Genomic DNA, 20,509 nt, shown 5'->3' with positions numbered 1-20,509 from the left:
CTGTCGCCACGAAATCCCCCTGTTCCGCTGCCTGGTGGTGCCACCAACAGGATAAGTTCCCACTCCGCACGGGCATTCCCGGGCCACGAGGGTGGTGGCCATGGCGATCGACACACGCACCACGACCACCGGGCCGCACACGGCGGCCCCGCAGGACGGCCGGCTCTCCGCGCGGGCCCGGCTGGTCCTCTTCGTACTCTGCGCCGCCCAGTTCATGGTGGCGCTCGACTTCTCCGTGCTGAACGTGGCCCTGCCGGTCCTCGGTGAGGACCTGGGGCTGAGCCGGTCGGCGCTGCAGTGGGCCGTCACCGCGTTCGCGCTGCCGTCCGGCGGGTTCCTGCTCCTCTTCGGCCGGATCGCCGACCTCTACGGACGCAAGCGGCTGTTCCTCGCCGGCCTGGTCGTCTTCGGCGCGGCCTCCGTGCTCGCGACCCTCGCGTGGGATCCGGCGTCCTTCCTGGCCGGGCGGGCCCTGCAGGGTCTGGGGGCGGCGGTCATCGTGCCCACCGGCATGTCCCTGCTGACCACGACCTTCCCGGAGGGGCCGCTGCGCGAGAAGGCGCTGGGCATCTCCGGAACCCTGCTGTCGCTCGGCTTCACCGTCGGGATGGTGCTCGGCGGAGTCATGACCGACACCCTGGGCTGGCGTTCCACGATGGGCCTGCTGGCGGTGGCCGCGGGTGTGGTCCTGGTCCTCGCCCCGGGGCTGCTGCCGGAGTCGCGCACTCCCGAGCGCCCGCGCCTGGACGTGCCCGGGGCCGTCACGGTCACGGGCGGTCTGCTCGCGGTGATCTACTCGCTGTCGTCGGCGGCCCAACGCGGCTTCGGCGACACGGACGTCTGGGGCACGCTGGTGGCCGGACTGGTCCTGCTCGTCGTGTTCGTGGCGGTGGAGTCGAAGTCGCCGGCCCCGCTGGTCTCGCTTCCGATGCTCGGCCGGCGCACGGTCGCCTGGGGCAACTTCGGCGGTCTGGTCACGTTCTCGATGATGTCGACGGTCGTCTTCGTCCTGACGCTCTACCTCCAGGAGACGCTGGAGCTGTCCTCCTTCCGGACGGGTCTGGTGTTCGGCGTCCAGGGCATCGCCTCCGTCGTCGCCGGTGCGTACGCGCCGAGGGTCATCGGCCGCTTCGGCGCCCGCCGTACCCTGGTCGGCTCGCTGGCCGGCCAGGGCGTGCTGGGGGCCGCGCTGCTCGGCGTGGGGACGGAGTCGGGCGCCCTGCTGGCGACCGTGGCCGTCTCGCTGGCGAGCATGTGCCACCTCGGCGCGATCATCGCCTACGGGGTGGTGGTGACCAGCGGCGTGCCCGACGAGGAGCAGGGGCTGGCGACCGGCCTGGTGACCACGACCCAGCAGACGGGCCTGACCATCGGCATCCCGCTGCTCGGGGTGCTGGCGACGACGCAGGCCACGCTGTTCGGCGGGGTGCGGACGGTCCTGGCGGTGGACGCGGTGATCGTGCTGGCGGCGGCGGTCCTGGTGGGCCTCGGCCTGCGTGGCCGCAAGAAGGCCTGACCCCTCGCCGCCCGCGCCCTCGCGGCCGGCCTCCTGCCGGCCGGCCCGGGCCGTGGCGGCCGGGCCGGCGGGGCGGGTCAGGCGGGGCGGGTCAGGCGTTCAGGGCGGGGATGATCTGTGCCCCGTACGCGTCGATGGTGGCTTCCCGTGCGTCGTGCATGTCGTAGACGGCGAACTGGTCGACGCCCAGGTCGCGCAGGGCCCGCAGCTTCTCGATGTGCGCCTCCGCCGGGCCCAGGAGGCAGAAGCGGTCGACGATCTCGTCGGGGACGAAGTCGGTGGACGGGTTCCCGGCGCGGCCGTGGTGGCTGTAGTCGTAGCCCTGGCGGGCCTTGACGTACTCGGTGAGTTCGTCGGGGACCATCGAGGAGTGCTCGCCGTAGCGGGAGACGAGGTCGGCCACGTGGTTGCCGACCATGCCGCCGAACCAGCGGCACTGGTCGCGGGCGTGGGCCAGGTCCTCGCCCACGTACGCGGGCGCCGCCACGCAGATCGTGATCGCGGACGGGTCCCGGCCGGCCTCCGCGGCGGCCTGCCGCACCGCCTTGATCATCCACTCGGTGAGGTAGAGGTCGGCGAGCTGGAGGATGAACCCGTCGGCCTTCTGCCCGGCCAGGGCCAGCGCCTTGGGGCCGTACGCGGCCATCCAGACCGGCAGCTTCCCGTCCTTGATCCAGGGGATGCGGATCGGGTTGCCGTCGACGGAGGCCTCGCGGCCCTCGGCGAGGTCGCGGATGACGTCCATGGCCTCGCCGAGCCGGGCCAGGGTGTTGGGGGCCCGGCCGGCGACCCGCATCGCGGAGTCGCCGCGGCCGATGCCGCAGACGGTGCGGTTGCCGTACATGTCGTTGAGGGTGGCGAAGGTGGAGGCGGTGACCTCCCAGGTGCGGGTGCCCGGGTTGGTCACCATCGGGCCGACGTGCAGCTTCTGCGTGTTGGCGAGGATCTGGCTGTAGATGACGAACGGCTCCTGCCACAGCACGGCGGAGTCGAAGGTCCAGCCGTAGCGGAAGCCGTTGCGTTCGGCGCGCTTCATGAGGCTGATGACCTGGGAGGCGGGCGGGTCGGTCTGCAGGACGAGGCCGAAGTCCATCGGGCGGCTCCTTGACGCTCTTTACAGGTACTGGCAGGTGGAGCGGTGGACGAAGGCCCCGTGGCCGGCCCGGCCGGTGTACTCGCGCCGGTCGATGACGAGTTCGCCGCGCGAGAGCACGGTGTCGACGCGTCCGGTGATCCGCTTGCCCTCGTACGCCGAGTAGTCCACGTTCATGTGGTGGGTCTCGGCGGAGATGACCTGCTCGGCGTGCGGATCGTAGAGGACGATGTCGGCGTCGGCCCCGGGTGCGATGGTTCCCTTCTTCGGGTAGAGGCCGAACATCCGGGCGGGCGTGGCGCAGGCGATCTCGATCCACCGGCGTCGGCTGATGTGGCCGTCCACCACGGCCTGGTGCAGGAGGTCCATCCGGTTCTCCACGCCCGGCAGCCCGTTCGGGATCTTCGAGAAGTCCCCGCGGCCGAGCTCCTTCTGGCCCCGGAAGCAGAAGGGGCAGTGGTCGGTGGAGACCACCTGGAGGTCGTTGGTGCGCAGGCCCCGCCAGAGCGCCGCCTGGTGTTCCTTGGGCCGCAGGGGGGTGGAGCAGACGTACTTGGCGCCCTGGAAGTCCGGCTCCGCCAGGTTGTCGGTGGACAGGAACAGGTACTGCGGGCAGGTCTCCCCGAAGACCGGGAGGCCCTTGTCGCGGGCGGCCGCCAGCTCGGCCACCGCCTCCTCCGCCGAGACGTGCACGACGTACAGCGGTGATCCGGCGACCCGGGCGAGCTGGATGGCGCGGTGGGTGGCCTCCGCCTCCAGCAGGACCCTGCGGACCTCGCCGTGGTGGCGGGGGTCGGTCTCGCCGCGCGCCAGGGCCTGTTCGACGAGGACGTCGATGGCGATGCCGTTCTCGGCGTGCATCATGATCAGCCCGCCGTTGGCGGCGCCGCGCTGCATGGCGCGCAGGATCTGCCCGTCGTCGCTGTAGAAGACGCCCGGGTAGGCCATGAAGAGCTTGAAGGAGGTGACGCCCTCCCCCACCAGGAGGTCCATCTCCTTCAGGGTGCCCTCGTTGACGTCCGAGAGGATCATGTGGAAGGCGTAGTCGACGGCGCAGTTGCCGTCGGCCTTGGCGTACCAGGTGTCGAGTCCCTCGCGCAGGGAGTGGCCCACGCTCTGCACGGCGAAGTCGACGATGGTCGTGGTGCCGCCCCAGGCGGCGGCCCTGGTGCCGGTCTCGAAGGTGTCCGAGGCGGAGGTCCCGCCGAAGGGGAGCTCCATGTGGGTGTGGGCGTCGACGCCGCCCGGGATGACGTACCTGCCGGTGGCGTCGATGGTGCGTTCGGCGGTCCAGGCCGCGGCGGCCGCGGAGCCGTGCGCGGCCAGCGCCGCCACCCGGCCGTCCTCGACGAGGACGTCCGCGTGGAGTTCGTCGGAGGCGGTGACGACCAGGCCGCCGCTGATCAGGGTGCGGTTGCTCATGGGCGGTTCCCCCTACCCGGCGCGGTTCACTTGGCGGAGTGCCTGTTCGAGGATCTCGGCGCCCTCTTCCGCCTCGGCGACGGTGAGGGAGAGCGGCGGTGCGATGCGCAGCACGCTGGTGTTGTGGCCGCCGCCCTTGCCGAGCAGCAGGCCGCCTTCGCGGGCGGCCTCCAGGACGGCGGAGGCGGCGTCCGGGTCGGCCTCGTCGGTACCGGGCCGGGTCAGTTCGATGCCGGCCATCAGGCCCCGGCCGCGGACCTCCCGTACGGCGGGGACGGAGGCGGCGATGCCGCGCAGCCGTTCCAGGAGCAGGCCGCCGACGCGGCGGGCGTTGCCCTGGAGGTCGTGTTCGAGCAGGTAGCCGAGGTTGGCGACGCCGGCCGCCATGGTGACGGGTGAACCGCCGAAGGTGGAGATGGAGTTGGAGTCCAGGCAGTTCATCACCTCGGCGCGGGCGACGACCCCGCCGATGGACATGCCGTTGCCGATGCCCTTGGCGAAGGTGAGGATGTCCGGCGGGCCGTTCTGGGCGTGGGCCTGCCAGCCCCAGAAGTGGTCGCCGGTACGGCCCCAGCCGGTCTGCACCTCGTCGCTGATCCACAGGATGCCGTGGCGGTCGAGGACCTCGCGGAAGGCGCCGTACAGGCCGTCGGGCGGGGAGGTGAAGCCTCCGACGCCCTGGACCGGTTCGGCGATGAGGGCGGCCACTCCCCCGCGGGCCTGGCCGAGTACGTCCTCCAGGTCGGCGACGGCCGCGGCGGTGAAGGCGGTGTCGTCGAGGTGGGCGAAGGGGCCGCGGGTGCGCACGGCGCCGTGGACGTAGTAGGTCTGCAGCGGCGAGAGGCTGGTCGGCGACCAGCCGCGGTTGCCGGTGATGGACACGGTGGAGAAGGACCGGCCGTGGTAGCTGTTGCGCATCGCCAGGATCTGGTTGGAGCGGCGGTACGTCGTCGCGAGCAGCAGGGCGGTGTCGTTGGCCTCGGTGCCGGAGGTGGTGAAGAAGACGCGGGCGTCGGGGATGCCCGACAGGGCGGCGACCCGCTCGGCCAGCTCGATCATCGGCCGGTTGAGGTACAGGGTGGAGGAGTGGATGATCCGCCCGGCCTGCTCGGCGACAGCCTTGGTGACCTCGGGCAGGGCGTGCGCGGTCATCGTGGTGAGGATGCCGCCGAAGAAGTCGAGGTAGCGGTTGCCGTCGGCGTCCCAGACGTGGCGTCCCTCGCCGTGGGTGAGCTCGATGGGGTTCTCGTAGTAGAGCGCGAGCCAGTCGGGCAGGACGGTGCGGTGGCGGTTGTGGAGCGGGGTGGGGTTGGTCACGGCTGTACGAGCCCTCCGTAGGCGTCGGGACGGCGGTCGCGGTAGAAGGCCCACTGGTCGCGGACCTCCTTGATCAGGTCGAAGTCGAGGTCGCGGACGAGGAGTTCCTCCTCCTTGTCGCTGGCGACGTCGCCGACGAACCGGCCCCGCGGGTCGACGAAGTAGCTGGTGCCGTAGAAGTCGTTGTCGCCGTACTCCTCCTGGCCGATGCGGTTGATCGCGGCGATGAAGTACTCGTTGGCGACGGCCGCGGCGGGCTGTTCGAGCTGCCAGAGGTAGGCGGAGAGGCCGCGGTGGGTGGCGGAGGGGTTGTAGACCAGCTGCGCTCCGGCCAGGCCCAGCTGGCGCCAGCCCTCGGGGAAGTGGCGGTCGTAGCAGATGTAGACGCCGATGCGGCCGACGGCGGTGTCGAAGACGGGCCAGCCGAGGTTGCCCGGACGGAAGTAGTACTTTTCCCAGAAGCCCTTGACCTGCGGGATGTGGTGCTTGCGGTACTTGCCGAGGTAGCTGCCGTCGGCGTCGATGACGGCAGCGGTGTTGTAGTAGAAGCCCTCGCTCTCCAGCTCGAAGACCGGGACGACGATCACCATGCCGGTCTCGCGGGCGAGGTCCTGCATGCGGCGGACGGTCGGGCCGTCGGGGACGGCCTCGGCCCAGCGGTAGTGCTCGGGCTCCTGGACCTGGCAGAAGTAGGGGGCGTTGAAGACCTCCTGGAAGCCGATGACCTTCGCGCCCTCGGCGGCGGCCCGGCGGGCGTACTCCTCGTGCTTGGCGATCATCGATTCGGTGTCTCCGGTCCAGGTGGCCTGGACCAGCGCGGCGCGGACGACTTGGGCCATGAGCTGCTCCTTGCGACGGGAACGCCGGTTCTACGCACGTAGACGGAGTGCGTAGGGAGTAGAACGTAGGCCCCGTCACAGCGTGGGGCAAGAGCGCCGTGCGCGGTTGGAGTAGTCGATCACGTTACGTCGCGCCGCGGTCGTTTGCGGTCAGCAGACGGGACTTTGACGACACGACCTAGGGTGCGACGATGCCGGCCACGCGCAGGGCGTGGAGGAGGTCGCGGTGGCGGGCACCGGGGAGTGATCCGGCGGCCCGCAGCAGGCGCGGGGCGAGCCATCGCGGGTCGTAACGGGCCAGGTCGGCGGCCTCTTCGGCGGTGCGGACCCGCACGAAGGCCCCGAGCAGGGCGTCGGCCTCCCGGTCGCGGCCGGCCGCGCCGAGGGCGAGGGCCGCGTCGGCGACCTCGGCGGCGGGGCGGGCGACACCCTGGCGCAGCAGGGCGTCGCGGTCGGCCTCCCGGCCGGCGTCGCCGAGGGCGGCGGCGGCCGCGGCGAGCTGTTCCGGCGGCAGCGAAGCCGCCTCCCACAGCAGGGTGGCCCAGTCGGCCGCCAGGCCGGCCCGGGCCAGTTCGGCGGCCAGCCCGGGCAGTTGCGCGGCGGGCGAGGCCGCGGCCTGGCAGAGCAGGGCGTGCGCCTCGCCGGTACGCCCCTGCGCGCGCAGCGCGAGCAGTTCGGCGGCGACGGCCCGGGGCCCGGCGGTCGGCTGCGCGGGGGCGGGCGCGGACGCCGGCGCGGCCTGCGGTACGGGCGCCGGCGCGGCCTGTGGATCGGACTGCGGCTCGGGGTCGGGGATCGCCCGGCCGAAGCGGGCGCCGCGCGGGGCGGGACGGGGTTCCGGGCTCGGCGCCCCGCCCGCGGCCCCGGCATCCGGGTGGCCCGGCGGCGGGGTGAAGACCGGGGCCCCGTCGGCCGCCGCCCCGGCGTACCGGGCGCCCCCGGCCCGGCGCGCCCCGCGCAGCCACCGCCCCTCCGCCCGCCCGACGGGTGGCAGCACCGCCGGCTCGGCCGCGGCCTCGGGGCCCGCGTCCGCCCCCTCCGGGGCCTGCGGCCGGTCTCCCGCCCGGACACCGGTCGGCACGGGCTCGGCGGGCCCGGGCGATGCCGCCCGCCAGGCCCCCGAGGGCGCGGCGGACCGCGCGTGCGCAGCTCCGGGGCCGGTACCCGGCTCGGCCTGGGCCTGCGGCCAGGGGCCCGGCCGCGCGGGGGTGGGGTCGGTTCGGGGCACGGGCCGCGGCGGCAGGGGGGATCGCTGGTGGGGCACGGTCGGCGGCGGGACGGTCTCCAGGGCGGTCAGGCGGGCGGCCAGGTCCTCGTGGCGGGCCGCGGCGCGGGCCACGTCGTCCTGGGTCCAGGACAGTTCGCGGGTCAGGGCGTCGGTCTCGGCCCGGTCGGCGGTGCCGCCGAGGCGGGCGGTCAGGCTCCGCAGGGCCGCCTCCGACTCGGCCCGCTGGTCGGCGGCCGCCGCGAGCAGGGTCCGCAGTTCCTCCTCGCCCCCCGGCAGGCGGTCCCACACGGTGACGGCCGCCGCCCGCAGCCGGGCCGCGTATACGGTCTCCCGCGCCGCGAGTTCCGCGCCGCCCGCCCCTTCGAGGTCCCTCAGCAGGGACTCGATCACGTCCCACGGGGGTATCGCCGCCCCGTTCAGGCAGGCCCGCACGCCCTCCGGATCCCGGCGCAGGAACTCCCCGTACCAGCCTGCCCCGGCATCCAGCCTCTGCGTCAACCCCCGCAAATATCCGGAGAGTTGACTGATCGCCAGTGAAGTCGCGGTCTCCATGACCGCATTGGACCCCACCCGTGTTACGGGCGGGCTACGGGAGTCTCAAAGCTTGACGGCGATCGCGGTGTGCGGCCGCTGCCCGCGGCGCACCAGAGCGGCGGGCACGTCCACGGCCCAGAACTGCCAGGTGTACTTGCGCGACATCAGCTTGCGCACCCGGCGCAGGCCCTCCTCGTCGAGCAGCCGGGCCTGCCCCTCGAACACGGGCGTTCCTTCCGCGAGGCGCCCGCGCACGTCGCACGCGGCGACCGTGACACGGCCGTCGTTGCGGATGCGCTTGACCTTCCAGGAGTCGCTGCGCGTCCACACGTACAGCTCACCCCCGTCGGCGACGGCCCACACCGGCGTCGCCACGGGCGTGCCGTCCTTGCGGAAGGTGGTGAGGCTGACGTACCGCGCGCTGCCGAGCTCCTGGAGACCCATGACCGGACCCTAGCGCGGACGGCCGCCGACCCCGCCCACCGACCCCGCACACCGGCCCGGCCCGTCGGCCGCTACTTCGGCATCAGGACGGTGTCGACGAGGTAGACGGTGGCGTTGGCGGTCTCCACCTCGCCGCAGACCACGTTGGAGGTGCCGTTGACCTTGTACTCCTCCCCCAGGCCGTCGGTGGTCAGCTCGCCCTTCTGCAGCGTCTCGAAGGTGCCGCTCTCCAGCTGCCTCGGCGCCAGCCTCTGGCCGACCACGTGGTAGGTCAGGATCCTGGTCAGCGCGGCCTTGTCGGCGAGGACCTTGTCGAGGTCGGCCTTCGGGAGCTTCGCGAAGGCCTCGTCGGTCGGCGCGAAGACCGTGATGTCCTTCGCGTTGTTGAGCGTGTCGACCAGGCCGGCCTTCTTGATCGCGGCGACCAGCGTGGACAGGGCCGGGTTGCCGGAGGCCGCGGTGGCCACCGGGGCCTTGGCCATGCCCTCGAAGGAACCCGCCCCCTGCTTGGGCACCGCGGCGCAGGCCGGGCCGAAGGGGCCTTCGGTCGTCACGGCGCCCTCGGCCGCCGCGGGGCCGTCGGCCGCCCCCTCCTCGGCCGACCCGGCGGCCGGGGCGGCCCCGGCGTCACCGCCGGAGTCCGCGCAGGCCACGAGCGCGAAGGGCAGGAGGGCGGCTGCGGCCGCGGCGATCGCCGTACGGCGGATGCGGGCGCGGACGCGGGTGCGGACGCCGGTGCCGGTGCTGGTGCGGGCGTGGTCCATGATCGGTTGCTCCTCGGGCTCGGTGGGACCGACCGCTGCCGCCGGATGCGGGCGACGGCCGGGGCCGGCTCGACCCGACGGAGGTCGCGGTCCGGCGTGCGGGCAGGGGCGCGGCCCCGCACGCCGCGGTCACGGCGGAGGCGGCGGGGGCCGTGCGGAACGTGCTCACACTTCGGGTTCGGTGCCCTCCGGCCCGCGGATGGGTACCTCACCCCACCGGTCGGGGGCGGGCGCCGGCGTCACCGCTCAACGGCCGTGCGGGCCGCCCGGCTCGACGGATCCCGTCCGGCCCGGCCCGTCGGCATCGCGTACGGGAGCGGACCTGCCGTCCGGCAGCGCGCACGCCGCCAGCAGGAGCCCTCCCGCGAGGAGGGCGCCGACGGCTGCGAATCCGAGTCGCTTGGCTGCGTTCGTGGCTGACACGCCTTCACGCCTGCCCCGCGTACGGCAAGTCCCACCGCGGATTGGGCCGTTCGGCCTCGACTCCCGCCCGAAAGGCCCGGCGGACGGCCCCGGCCCGGCAGCCCGGGACCTCAGGCGGGTACGGCCGCGCAGCGCCTGAGCACGTCGTCGAGGGAGAGTCCGAGCGCCTCGGCGAGGGCGGCGACGGTGAAGAAGGCGGGGGTGGGCGCCCGGCCGGTCTCGATCTTGCGCAGGGTCTCGGCGGAGAGCCCCGCCCCGGCCGCGACCTCGACCATGCTGCGGGTGCCGCGGGCCTCGCGCAGCAGGGCGCCCAGGCGCTCGCCGCGCTCGCGCTCTTCGGGGGTGAGAGGGGTACGGACCATGCGGCCATCCTACCCGGACGGCCAATAGTTATCCCGTTACAGTTATACCGGTATAGTTATTGGCATGGTGGAACTGAAGACAGCACCCGAGATCGAGAAGATGCGCGCCGCGGGCCGGGTCGTCGCCCGTGCCCTGGCCGCCGTACGGAAGGCCGCGCACGTCGGCGTGGCCCTGTCGGACCTGGACGGGGTGGCCCGCGAGGTGCTGCGCGGGGCCGGGGCGACGTCGCCCTTCCTCGGCTACCGGCCGAGCTTCGCGCCGGTGCCCTTCCCCGCGGTGGTGTGCGCCTCCGTCAACGACGCGATCGTGCACGGCATCCCCGACGACTACCGGCTGTGCGACGGAGACCTCGTCAGCATCGACTGCGGGGCGAAGCTCGGCGGCTGGGCGGGGGACGCGGCGGTCAGCTTCACCGTCGGCCGCGCCCGCCCCGAGGACCTGCGGCTGATCGAGACGTCCGAGGCGGCCCTCGCGGCGGGCATCGCCGCCGCCGTGCCCGGCAACAGGATCGGGGACATCGCCCACGCCGTCGGCACGGTCTGCCGCTCCGCCGGTTACGGCGTCCCCGACGGCTTCGGCGGCCACGGCATCGGGCGCGCCATGCACGAGGACCCGGGCGTGCCCAACGAGGGCCCGCCGGGGCGCGGCATGAAGCTGCGCCCCGGCATGGTCCTCGCGATCGAGCCGATGCTGATCGCGGGCGGTACGGACGACTACCGGTGCGACGGCGACGGCTGGACCCTTCGCACCGTCGACGGCACCCGCGCCGCGCACTCGGAGCACACGGTCGCGATCACCGCACGCGGCCCGCGGATCCTCACCGCGCTCTGACCGGCCCCGGACGGCTCCTACGGGGCGCCGTGCGGGCGTACGACCATGGCCGAGCCGCCGCCGCGCCGGGAGGTCTCGGCCGCCGCCAGCCATCGGCCGTCGGGCAGCCGCTGGACCCCGGTGGCCGCGCCGATCTCCGGGTTCTGCCGGAATCCCTGGCCCAGGGCCTCCAGCTCGGCGCGCAGCGGGCTGTTCCACAGGCCCGGCTCCAGCTCGGTGGTGGTCTGGTTGCGCTGGCTGGCCCGGGGCGCGGCGATCGCGTCGACGAGCGGCAGGCCCCGGTCGAGGTGGCCGGTCAGGGTCTGCAGGACGGTGGTGATGATGGTGGCTCCGCCGGGCGAGCCGACGGCCAGCACCGGCCGGCCGTGGTCCAGCACGATCGTCGGGGACATGGACGAGCGCGGCCGCTTGCCGGGGCCGGGCAGGTTCGGGTCCGGGACTCCGGGCGCCGCCGGGGCGAAGGAGAAGTCGGTGAGTTCGTTGTTGAGCAGGAAGCCGCGGCCGGGGACGGTGATGGCGCTGCCGCCGGTGGACTCGATGGTCAGGGTGTAGGAGACGACGTTGCCCCAGCGGTCGGCGACCGTCAGGTGCGTGGTGTTCTCGCCCTCGTAGGTGGTCGGGGCGGCCTGTCCGGTGGTGGCGCAGGGCACGGGGCGGCGCGGGTCTCCGGGGGCCAGCGGGCTGGTCAGGGCCCGGCCGGGGTCGATCAGGCAGGCGCGGGAGTCGGCGAAGCGCTGCGAGAGCAGTTCGCGCGTCGGCACGTCCTCGGCGGCCGGGTCGCCGACCCAGCGGCCGCGGTCGGCGAAGGAGATCCGGGAGGCCTCGATGAAGCGGTGCAGGTACTGGGTCTCGGAGAGCTTCGCGAGGTCGCTGCGTTCGAGGATGTTCAGCGCCTCGCCGACCGTGGTGCCGCCGGAGGACGAGGGCGCCATGCTGTAGACGTCCAGGCCGCGGTAGTTCACCCGGGTGGGGTCCTGGCGCTTGGTTGCGTACGCGCGCAGGTCCCCGGCGGTGAGGTCGCCGGGGCGGACCGTGCGGGTGGCCGCGGGGTCCACCGGGGGCGTGCGGACGGTGCGGACGATGTCGTCGGCGAGGGGGCCCCGGTAGAGGGCGCCGGTGCCCTTGCGGGCGAGTTCGGCGTAGGTGTCGGCGAGGTCCGGGTTCTTGAAGGTGGAGCCGACCACGGGCAGGGAGCCGCCCGGCAGGAAGAGCTTCGAGGTGTCCGGGAAGTCCCTGAAGCGGGCTTCGTTGAGCTCGGTCTGGGCCCGGAAGGTGGCGTCCACGGTGAAGCCGTCGCGGGCCAGTTTCTCGGCGGGCCGCAGGAGTTGGCGCAGCGGCCGGCTGCCCCAGGCGTCGAGGGCGCTCTTCCAGGTGGCGGGGGTCCCGGGGACGCCGACGCCCAGTCCGCTGGTCTGGCCCTCGGCGAAGGGGATCGGCTGGCCGTTCTCCTGGAACAGGGTGGCCGTGGCCGTGGCCGGGGCGGTCTCCCGGCCGTCGATGGTGTGCACCCGGCGGGAGCGGGCGTCGTAGTAGACGAAGTAGCCGCCGCCTCCGATGCCCGCCGAGTAGGGCTCGGTGACGCCGAGGGCCGCGGCGGTGGCGACGGCCGCGTCGACGGCGTTGCCGCCGGCGCGCAGTACGGCGATGCCGGCGGCCGAGGCGTCGGCGTCGACGCTGGCGACGGCTCCGCCGTAGCCGGCGGCGACGGGGACCTTCGCCGGCGGGGCCCCGGCCGCGGCGGTGGGCGGGGCGGCTCCCGTCGAGACGAGTGCGGCAACGACGGTCAGCATCGGTAACGTGCGGGCGACGGCAGGACGGTGCATCCGGACCTCCAGTGGCAGCGTGGGCCGAGCCTAGCGCCGGGCCCGCCGCCCCGTCAGGGCGTCGGCGGGGGCGCGCCGCCCGTCGGGAGGGACCGCGCCGGTGACCCCCGGCGGCCGCGGCGCTAGCATCCCGCGCATGAACGACGACGTGCGCAACATCGTGCTCGGGGTGATAGCCACCGCCGTCAGCGGCGGGTTCGGCTGGTTCTCCCGGACCTACCTCTGGCGGCGCGCGCTCCGCCGCAAGCAGGCCTTCTTCGGGCTGCCGACCGGCTCGGACTGCCTGTTCGTGGTCAACCGGCAGATGGGAGGAAAGGATTCCTCCCTGCACCGCAACGATGCCTTCGCGCTGCTGGAGATCTCCGCTCTGATCAAGGACTGCGGGGCGAACGTCCAGATCGTCACGCACGACACCGCCCGTCAGGGCTTCGGCGACCGGGCCGAGTTCTGTGTCGGCGGGCCCGTCTCGAACGCCCGCACCACGGCGCATCTGGCGTCCATGCTGCCGGGCATCACCGTCAACACGGAGTCGGAGCAGCACGAGGACCGGGGTGCGATCCGGGTGGGCGAGGAGACCTACCGGTGGCGCAAGGGGCTGGAGGAGTTCGTGGTGCTGGCCCGGCTTGCGGGCGGGGAGGGCGGCCGGCCGGTGTTCCTGCTGTCCGGGCAGACCGCGGTCAGCAACCAGGCGGCCGCCCGGTACCTGAGCCGGCACCACACCCGGCTGGCGGCCAAGTACGGGACGGACTCCTTCTGCCTGGTGCTCAAGCTGGTCAACTCCGACGCCTACGGGCCGGACGTGACCGAGCTGGTCGCGGACGTCACCCGGGCGGCCCGGACACCCGCAGCGGCAGCCGCGTGATCCCGTTGATGAAGTTCGACACCAGCCGCCTGGGCGGACCGGCCAGTTCCGGTGCGGGCATGGCGGTGCGCCACTCCTGGTAGAGGGTGCGCAGCTGGAGGCGGGCGAAGTGCGCGCCCAGGCAGACGTGCGGGCCGTCCCCGAAGGACACGTGCGGGTTGGGTGTGCGGCCGAGGTCCAGGCGGCCGGGGTCGGTGAAGACCCGCTCGTCGTGGTTGGCGGAGGCGTGGAAGACGACGACCTTGTCGCCGGCCCGGACCGGCTGCCCGGCCGGTCCGTGGTCGACGGCGGCGGTGCGGCGGAAGCTGAGGACCGGCGGGTGGACGCGCAGGAGTTCCTCGACGGCGCTCTCCGCGGTGACCTTCCCCTGCGCGAGCCGGCGGTATTCGTCGGGGGCGTGGGCGAGGGCGAGCAGGCCGCCGGGGGCGGCGCTGCGCACGGTGTCGTTGCCCGCGACGGTGAGCAGGAAGAAGAACATTTCCAGTTCGGCGGGGTCGAGGCCGGCCGTGGCGAGGGCGGTCATCACGTCGTCGCCGGGGTGCCGGCGCTTGTGGGCGGCGAGTTCGCGGGCGTACGCGAACATCTCGCCGAGCAGGGCCGGGGAGCGCGGGTTGAGGGGCTTGCCGTCGGGGCCGAGGAGCGGTGCGGGGGCGTCGTCGGGGTCCTGGTAGCCGATGACCCGTACGGTCCATTCCAGCAGCAGGGCGCGGTCGGCGGGCGGGACACCGAGCAGGTCGGTGAGGTTGAGCAGCGCGTACTCGTCGGTGACGGTGCGGACGAGGTCGGCGGCGCCGTCCTCGGCGGCGTCGCGGGCGCCGGCCAGCAGGGTGCGGGCCCGTTCGCGTACGCGCCCGGCGAAGGCGTCGACGCGGGCGGGGGTGAAGGCGCGGGCGACGAGCCGGCGCAGCCTGCCGTGCTCCGGCGGGTCCTGGTTGAGCATGGTGCGGCGCAGGAAGGGCAGGTCGGCCGGGTCGGGGTCGCGGATCTGGGTGGCGCCCAGCCAGGAGGAGTACGTCCGGTGGTCGCGCAGGACCCGGACGACGTCGGCGTGCCGGGTGACGGCCCAGAACCCGGGGCCGGCGGGCCAGCCCGCGATCTCGGGCTCCGGCTGCCAGGCCACCGGGTGGCGGTCGCGCAGCAGTCGGTAGCGCTCGTGCGGGACGCCGAGGGCGTAGAGGCGGGGGTCGAAGACGTCGGGGACGTCCGCGGCGTGGTCCATGGGGCCACCGTGGCGGGTGTGCGGCCCGCCCGCAAGGGTGCCGCCCCTGCGGACGGTGGCCGCCGGACGTCAGCGCCTGCTGCCGCGCGCATCGCAGTCGGTGGCGGGCAGGACGGTGTCGGTGCCCTTGATGCCGACCCGGCTGACGGTGTCCGGCACGGCGGAGACGCCGACGGTGCACACCAGCTGGTTGCGGGCCAGGTCCGACAGGCCGCCCACGGCGAAGGGGAGGTTGGCGGTCAGTTCCTTCTCCGCGTTCCTGCTCACCGTCACCGCGTCCCACTGTTCTTGGGAGACCTTCGGCAGCGCCGTCGTGAACCCGGCCTCGGAAGCCGCACCCCTGGGGCCGTCCAGCAGGATGCGCAGCAGCGGCGTGGGCGCGAGGATGTATTCGGTGCCGATCGAGAGGGGGACCGGGACGAGCCGGTCGCCGTCCTTGGAGACGAAGTAGAGGGCGGCGGCCTTCTTGCCGCCGGGGACGTTCGCGGTGGCGGGGTGGCCGCTCTCGATCACCCCGGTGCGTTTGATCCCGCATCCGGCGAGCAGCAGGGCGCAGCCCGCCAGTACGGCGGTGGCCGACGCGGCCCGGGCTCTCGTCTTCCGCCCTGTCATACCTGGGCCTCCAGCGGCATGTCGAGGGTGAAGAAGGCGCCGCCCTCGGGTCGGTTGCCCGCCTGGAGGGTGCCGCCGTGCAGGCGGACGTTCTCCAGGGTGATGGCGAGTCCGAGGCCGCTGCCGGCGGAGCGGGTTCGGGCCGCGTCGGCCTTGAAGAAGCGGTCGAAGATGTGCGGCAGCACCTCGGCGGCGATGCCGGGGCCGCTGTCGGCGACGTCGATGAGGAGCCGTTCGCCGTCCTCGCCGGGGACGGTGCCCACGGTGACGTGCACGGGGGCGCCGCCGTGCCGCAGGGCGTTGCCGACGAGGTTGGCGAGGATCACGTCGAAGCGGCGCGGGTCGAGCCGGGCGCGGACCCCGTGGGGCAGTTCGGTGACGACGCGCGCGTCGTCCCAGTGGCGTCGTTCGAGGGTCTTGCGCACGGCTTCGGCGATGTCGACGTCGTCGAGGTTGAGCTCGGCGGCCCGGGCGTCGAACCGGGAGATCTCCATGAGGTCCTCGACGAGGACGGCGAGTTTGCCGGTCTCGGCGCTGACCAGGCGCAGGGCCTTGGCGGTGTCGGCGTCCAGGCGTGCGGCGTCCTCGTCGAGGACCTCGGTGACGGCGAGCATGCCGGCGAGCGGGGTGCGCAGTTCGTGGGAGACGTCGGAGGCGAAGCGGCGGGCGCGGACCTCGGCCTCCTGCAGTTCGCGCACGGACTGTTCGAGGGCGCGTGCGGTCTCGTTGAAGGTGCGGGCGAGTCCGGCGAGTTCGTCGGCGCCCCGGACCTCGATGCGGGTGTCGAGGCGGCCGCGGCCCAGTTTCTGAGCGGCACGGCGCATGTCGCGGACCGGGCGCAGCACGCTGCGGGCGGCCAGCAGGGCGGGGACGACGGCGATGGCCAGGCCCGGGACGGCGCCCTGCTGGGCGGCCTCGACCATGGCTTCGACGGTCTGCTTCTCGGTGGAGAGCGGGACGCTGGCGTAGAAGACGACGCCGGTGGATTCGGTGAACCCGTTGTGCTCGAAGACGGCGGGGACGCCGATGGTGAGCCAGGGGTTGCCGCGTTGGTCCTCGACGCGCTGGAAGGCGGCGTACTGGTTGTTGCGGACGCGGTCGCGCAGGCTGTCGGTGATCACGGTGGAGGTGGGCGTGCCGGGGTTGGTGGAGACGCGTACGCCGCCGTACTCGCCGAAGATGATCCACGGGTGGGGTTTGCCGCGCTTGCCGAGCTCGATGACGATGCGCTGGAGTTCCTGCTGTTCCAGGGGCAGCCGGATCTCCTGCTGCTCGACCTGGTCCCGCAGGGTGCTGACGGCGGTGTCCTGGGTCTGCTTGAGGATGGCGTTGCGCGCCTGCTGGTAGGTCAGGGCCGCGGTGGTTCCCGCGCTGATCGCGGCGACCAGGAGGAAGGCCGCTATCAGCCGGGTGCGCAGCCCCAGGGGCGCTATGCGTCGCACCGGGGCCTACAGGGGGCCGAAGCGGTAGCCGAAGCCGCGCACGGTCTGTATGTAGCGGGGGCTGCGGGCGGGGTCCTCTATCTTGTGGCGCAGGCGGCGCACGCAGGCGTCCACGAGCCGGGCGTCGGCGTGGTAGCTGTGGTCCCAGACGTACTCGAGGAGCTGCTGGCGGGAGAAGACCTGCTCGGGCGAGGCCGACAGGTGCAGCAGGAGCTTGATCTCGCTGGGTGCGAGGGCGACGCGTTCGCCGTTCTTGGCGACGGTCAGTCCGGCCCGGTCGATGGCGAGTTCGCCGTGGGTCTCGATGCCGGGGCGGGAGCCCACCGGGTCGCTGAGCCGGCGCAGGACGGCCTTGATGCGGGCTTCGATGACCTCGGTGCGGGCGGGTTTGACGATGTAGTCGTCGGCGCCCGCCTCCAGGCCGATGACGATGTCGAAGTCGTCGCCGCGTGCGGTGAGCATGATGATGGGCACCTCGCTGGTCTGGCGGATGCGGTGGCAGACCTGTACGCCGTTGATGCCGGGCAGCATGAGGTCGAGCAGCACGAGTTCGGGGTGGAAGCTCGCCATCAGGGCGAGTCCGTCCTCCCCGGTCTCGGCGGCCCGCACCTCGTGGCCGCGGCGGCGCAGGCCGAGGCCCACCCCTTCGCGGATGGAAGGGTCGTCCTCGATCAGCAGTACGCGTGGCATCCGGTCAGTATCCCAAGGCGGTCTTCGGCTTCTCCTCCCGCTATCGGCCGGTCTTGCGCCGCAGGGAGTCCAGCAGGTCGGTGATCTCCGCCAGGCGCAGTGGCCGGGCAAGGAGGACGACGACCAGGGCGAGGGCCGCGGTTCCCGCACCGACCGCGGCGAAGTCGCCGAACCGCTCGGTGGCCCGGGCGGCCGCGTAGGCCGCTGCGGACGCCGGCACGCAGGCCGCGAGGAGGCGCAGGTGGGTGCGTACGGCGGTGGCGCGCCGTTCGCTGCGGCTGCCCGTGCGCGGGCCGAGCCTGCGGGAGAGGGCGTACGCGGTGGCGGCGGCGCCCGCGAGGAAGGCGGCGGAGGAGGCGGCGGCCATGCCGGTGACCGCCCAGCGCGGGGACAGCAGGAGGTAGGCGGCGGCCGACAGCCCGGCGTTGACGGTGACGATGACGAGGTTGAGGAAGAAGGGGGTGCGGGTGTCGGAGAGGGCGTAGAAGCCGCGGGAGAGGACGTACTGCGCGGAGAAGGCGACCAGGCCGGGGGCGAAGGCCGTGAGCATGCCGGCCATGACCGCGATGTCGGCGGCGTCGGTGCGTCCGTAGCCGAAGACGCTGCCCATCACCCAGGGGGCGAGGGCGGCCATGAGGGCGGCGGCGGGGACGACGAGGGCGGCGCTGGAGCGCAGGGCGTAGGAGACGTCGCGGCGGACGGCGCCGAGGTCGCCGTCGGTGGCGGCGGAGCTCATCCGCGGCATCAGGGCGGTGACGAGGGAGACGGTGATGATGCCCTGCGGGACGATCCACAGCTGGTAGGCGTTGCTGTAGGCGGTGTAGCCGGCGCCGCCCGCGAGGCCGGCCTCGACCGCGCTCTGTCCGGTGGCGGTGGAGAGCCGGGTGACGACCCAGTAGGCGATCTGGTTGGTGAGCACGAGCAGGACGGTCCAGCCCGCGTTGCGCAGGGGGCGGCCGAGGCCGCTGCCGCGCCAGTCGAAGCGGGGGCGCCAGCGGAAGCGGGCCGCGCGCAGCGAGGGGATCAGGGCGAGGGCCTGGACGACGATGCCGGCGGTGGTGCCGAGGCCCAGCAGGCGGGTCTGTGCCGCGGTGAGGCCGCCGGCGGCGTCGTGGGAGACGTACAGGAACAGCCCGAAGACGGCGATGATGACGACGTTGTTGAGGACGGGGGTCCACATCATGGCGCCGAACCGGCCGCGGGCGTTCAGCACCTGGCCGAGGAGGGTGAAGAGCCCGTAGAAGAGGATCTGGGGCAGGCAGTAGCGGGCCAGGGCCACGGTGGTGCTCGCCTGGGCGCCGGTGTAGCCGGTGTACGCCGAGACGATCAGCGGGGCGGCGAGGACCGCGGCGGCGGTGAGGGCGACCAGGGCGGCGGTGCAGGCGGTGAGCAGCCGGTCGGTGTAGGCGGCGCCGCCGTCGGCGTGTTCCTTGGCGGCCCGGACCAGCTCGGGGACGAAGACGGCGTTGAGCGCTCCGCCGACGAGCAGGATGTAGATGATGTTCGGGACGGTGTTGGCGACGGCGTAGCCGTCGCCGAGCAGTCCCGTGCCGAGGGCGGCGACGACGACGGCGGAGCGGATGAAGCCGGTGGCGCGGGAGACGATCGAGCCGGCGGCCATGAGCGCGCCGCTGCGCAGCACCGAGGTCTTCTGCGGTGCTGCGCCGTCGGCGGCCGGGCCGGCCCCTGTTCTGGTGTTGGTGGCCGTCACCGGCGGGCCAGGTATGCCTGGAACGCCTTGTAGAGCGCCACGTTGGCGACTCCGTCCATCGGGATCTCCCATTCACCGAGCGTTTCGACGATCTGTCCGCCGGTGCCGAGCTTCCAGCGCAGCAGCCCGAAGGAACGTTCGTCGGGGTCGAGGGTGGAGGGTACCCCGCGCATGTCGTACTCGTCGGCCCCGAGGGCGTGGGCGTCGCGCATCATGCGCCACTGCAGGGCGTTGCTGGGCCGTACTTCGCGCCGGTGGTCGGCGGAGGCGCCGGTCTGGTACCAGACCCTGCTGCCGGTGCTGATCATGGTGTGGGCGGCGAGGATCTCGCCGCGGTGGACGGCCAGGTAGAGCCGCATCCGGCCGGGCTGTTCCTCGTTCAGGACGCGGTACTGCTGCTCGTAGTACGCCAGGGAGCGGCCGAGCCGGAAGCCGTCGCGCTCCTCGGTGATGCGCAGCAGCCGGTAGAACTCGGGCAGGTCGGCGGAGGTGCCGAGGACGGTCTCGACGCCGGCCTTGTCGGCCTTGCGCACGTTGCGCCGCCACTCCTGGTTGAGGCCGGACCACAGCTCGTCGAGGGTGCGTCCGGCGAGCGGGACGCGGAAGACGTGGCGGGGCTGGGCGTCGCCGTCGTCCTCGCCGCCGCAGCGCTTCCAGCCGCGGGTGCGCAGCCGATCGGCGAGGGCGGCGCCCACGGGGTCGACCTCGGTGGCGAGGACGTCGGATATCTGGCGTCCCGTTCCGGTGCCGGCCTTGGCGGTGGCGGCGTCCCAGCGGCGGTAGGCGGGGCTGGGTCCGACGCGGACGGCGAAGGCGCCGGCGGCGCGCAGGTGGCGCATGAGCGGGTCGAGCCAGCGGTCGACGCGCGGGTCGGACCAGTCGGCGACGGGGCCTTCGGGAAGGTAGGCGAAGTATTTGCGGGTGCCGGGGAATTGCCGATAGAGGACGAGCCCGGCACCTTCGATCTCGCCGCCGGGACAGTGCCATCCGACCATTTCCGAGCGCCAAAGGTCCTTCACCCGGGCCCATGACGGGTGCTGGAGAAAGCTCGCCGCCGGGGTCCTGCAGAGGAAGGACTGGTATTCGGGGAGGGACAGGGTGCGCACCCGCAGCTCGTGGTCCTGGTCCTGCCGGGCGGGGGTAACGAGCAGTGCGCACACGGCTGACGGCCTTCCTGTTCGTCCTGAGGGGTGGTTCACAGGACTCTCACAGGCACCCGTGACCGAAGTGCGCAACGAATGTGACCGGATGATGACCGTTTCGCTGCGGTCCGCGTCACAACAAAAATGCTGATCTTTTCTGCTGTTTGTGCAACCTAAAGTCGTCCCGTTCTCATCCTCTTTTGCGAACGCCCATCACCACCACGATCCGAAGGG

19 protein-coding genes are annotated in these 20,509 nt (G+C 73.3%); 3 read left to right on the top strand and 16 right to left on the bottom strand.

The features are described from left to right. Positions 1 to 100 precede the first annotated feature (100 nt). Positions 101 to 1,516 (top strand): MFS transporter, encoded by a 1,416-nt coding sequence (locus AB0O53_RS12470; RefSeq protein WP_350992296.1) that lies wholly within the window; start codon positions 101 to 103, stop codon positions 1,514 to 1,516. A gap of 91 nt (positions 1,517 to 1,607) precedes the next feature. Here the strand turns inward: AB0O53_RS12470 and AB0O53_RS12465 are convergent, their stop codons facing one another. From AB0O53_RS12465 to AB0O53_RS12425, 9 genes are all read right to left on the bottom strand, one after another. Then, positions 1,608 to 2,609 (bottom strand): TIGR03842 family LLM class F420-dependent oxidoreductase, encoded by a 1,002-nt coding sequence (locus tag AB0O53_RS12465; protein ID WP_350992298.1) that lies wholly within the window; start codon positions 2,607 to 2,609, stop codon positions 1,608 to 1,610. A 21-nt stretch (positions 2,610 to 2,630) separates the two neighbouring features. Beyond that, positions 2,631 to 4,031: a dihydropyrimidinase gene (hydA, locus tag AB0O53_RS12460; RefSeq protein WP_365195022.1), complete on the bottom strand. Its 1,401-nt coding sequence runs from the start codon at positions 4,029 to 4,031 to the stop codon at positions 2,631 to 2,633. Between the two features lie 12 nt (positions 4,032 to 4,043). Further along, on the bottom strand, positions 4,044 to 5,348 hold the full coding sequence (locus AB0O53_RS12455) for an aspartate aminotransferase family protein (RefSeq protein WP_350992302.1): 1,305 nt from the start codon (positions 5,346 to 5,348) through the stop codon (positions 4,044 to 4,046). Then, the gene (locus AB0O53_RS12450) at positions 5,345 to 6,187 is read right to left on the bottom strand and encodes a nitrilase-related carbon-nitrogen hydrolase (protein WP_350992304.1); all 843 of its coding nucleotides are present in this window, start codon (positions 6,185 to 6,187) and stop codon (positions 5,345 to 5,347) included. Before AB0O53_RS12450 ends, AB0O53_RS12455 begins: the two co-directional genes overlap by 4 nt. 178 nt (positions 6,188 to 6,365) lie before the next feature. Further along, positions 6,366 to 7,913, bottom strand: a complete 1,548-nt coding sequence (locus AB0O53_RS12445) for a hypothetical protein (RefSeq protein ID WP_365195018.1) — start codon at positions 7,911 to 7,913, stop codon at positions 6,366 to 6,368. A gap of 99 nt (positions 7,914 to 8,012) precedes the next feature. Further along, a complete protein-coding gene (locus AB0O53_RS12440) occupies positions 8,013 to 8,393 on the bottom strand; it encodes a PPOX class F420-dependent oxidoreductase (protein ID WP_365195015.1) in 381 nt (126 codons plus the stop codon). A 71-nt stretch (positions 8,394 to 8,464) separates the two neighbouring features. Then, the gene (locus AB0O53_RS12435; RefSeq protein WP_365195013.1) at positions 8,465 to 9,157 is read right to left on the bottom strand and encodes a fasciclin domain-containing protein; all 693 of its coding nucleotides are present in this window, start codon (positions 9,155 to 9,157) and stop codon (positions 8,465 to 8,467) included. A 246-nt stretch (positions 9,158 to 9,403) separates the two neighbouring features. Beyond that, on the bottom strand, positions 9,404 to 9,580 hold the full coding sequence (locus AB0O53_RS12430; RefSeq protein WP_359119768.1) for a hypothetical protein: 177 nt from the start codon (positions 9,578 to 9,580) through the stop codon (positions 9,404 to 9,406). Positions 9,581 to 9,690: 110 nt separating this feature from the next. Beyond that, complete coding sequence (locus tag AB0O53_RS12425) at positions 9,691 to 9,942, bottom strand: helix-turn-helix domain-containing protein (RefSeq protein ID WP_030855121.1); 252 nt, start codon at positions 9,940 to 9,942, stop codon at positions 9,691 to 9,693. A gap of 64 nt (positions 9,943 to 10,006) precedes the next feature. On the opposite strand from AB0O53_RS12425, the gene map reads away from it, so the two are divergent. Next, a complete protein-coding gene (gene map, locus AB0O53_RS12420; protein WP_365195010.1) occupies positions 10,007 to 10,774 on the top strand; it encodes a type I methionyl aminopeptidase in 768 nt (255 codons plus the stop codon). A 17-nt stretch (positions 10,775 to 10,791) separates the two neighbouring features. On the opposite strand, the gene ggt is transcribed toward map, so the two are convergent. Then, the gene (gene ggt, locus AB0O53_RS12415; protein ID WP_365195007.1) at positions 10,792 to 12,597 is read right to left on the bottom strand and encodes a gamma-glutamyltransferase; all 1,806 of its coding nucleotides are present in this window, start codon (positions 12,595 to 12,597) and stop codon (positions 10,792 to 10,794) included. 136 nt (positions 12,598 to 12,733) lie between these two features. Between ggt and AB0O53_RS12410 the strand changes: the two genes are divergently transcribed. Next, positions 12,734 to 13,459 (top strand): hypothetical protein, encoded by a 726-nt coding sequence (locus AB0O53_RS12410; RefSeq protein ID WP_350992318.1) that lies wholly within the window; start codon positions 12,734 to 12,736, stop codon positions 13,457 to 13,459. Here AB0O53_RS12410 and AB0O53_RS12405 read toward each other — a convergent pair. From AB0O53_RS12405 to AB0O53_RS12380, 6 genes are all read right to left on the bottom strand, one after another. Next, positions 13,419 to 14,678 (bottom strand): cytochrome P450, encoded by a 1,260-nt coding sequence (locus tag AB0O53_RS12405; protein ID WP_365195005.1) that lies wholly within the window; start codon positions 14,676 to 14,678, stop codon positions 13,419 to 13,421. The genes AB0O53_RS12410 and AB0O53_RS12405 overlap by 41 nt on opposite strands. Before the next feature lie 69 nt (positions 14,679 to 14,747). Continuing rightward, a complete protein-coding gene (locus AB0O53_RS12400; RefSeq protein WP_350992322.1) occupies positions 14,748 to 15,290 on the bottom strand; it encodes a hypothetical protein in 543 nt (180 codons plus the stop codon). Further along, on the bottom strand, positions 15,287 to 16,732 hold the full coding sequence (locus AB0O53_RS12395) for an ATP-binding protein (RefSeq protein ID WP_350992324.1): 1,446 nt from the start codon (positions 16,730 to 16,732) through the stop codon (positions 15,287 to 15,289). Before AB0O53_RS12395 ends, AB0O53_RS12400 begins: the two co-directional genes overlap by 4 nt. Positions 16,733 to 16,738: 6 nt before the next feature. Beyond that, positions 16,739 to 17,422: a response regulator gene (locus tag AB0O53_RS12390; RefSeq protein WP_350992326.1), complete on the bottom strand. Its 684-nt coding sequence runs from the start codon at positions 17,420 to 17,422 to the stop codon at positions 16,739 to 16,741. A 40-nt stretch (positions 17,423 to 17,462) separates the two neighbouring features. Beyond that, positions 17,463 to 19,133 (bottom strand): murein biosynthesis integral membrane protein MurJ, encoded by a 1,671-nt coding sequence (gene murJ / locus AB0O53_RS12385; RefSeq protein ID WP_435886648.1) that lies wholly within the window; start codon positions 19,131 to 19,133, stop codon positions 17,463 to 17,465. Further along, positions 19,130 to 20,239: a lipid II:glycine glycyltransferase FemX gene (locus AB0O53_RS12380; protein WP_403137294.1), complete on the bottom strand. Its 1,110-nt coding sequence runs from the start codon at positions 20,237 to 20,239 to the stop codon at positions 19,130 to 19,132. The genes murJ and AB0O53_RS12380 overlap by 4 nt, the downstream gene beginning before the upstream one ends. Between the last annotated feature and the right edge of the window lie 270 nt (positions 20,240 to 20,509).

Source organism: Streptomyces erythrochromogenes (genome assembly GCF_040684695.1).
In the GTDB taxonomy this organism is placed as follows: Bacteria; Actinomycetota; Actinomycetes; order Streptomycetales; family Streptomycetaceae; genus Streptomyces; species Streptomyces erythrochromogenes_C.
This window is presented reverse-complemented; position numbering and strand designations above follow the sequence as displayed.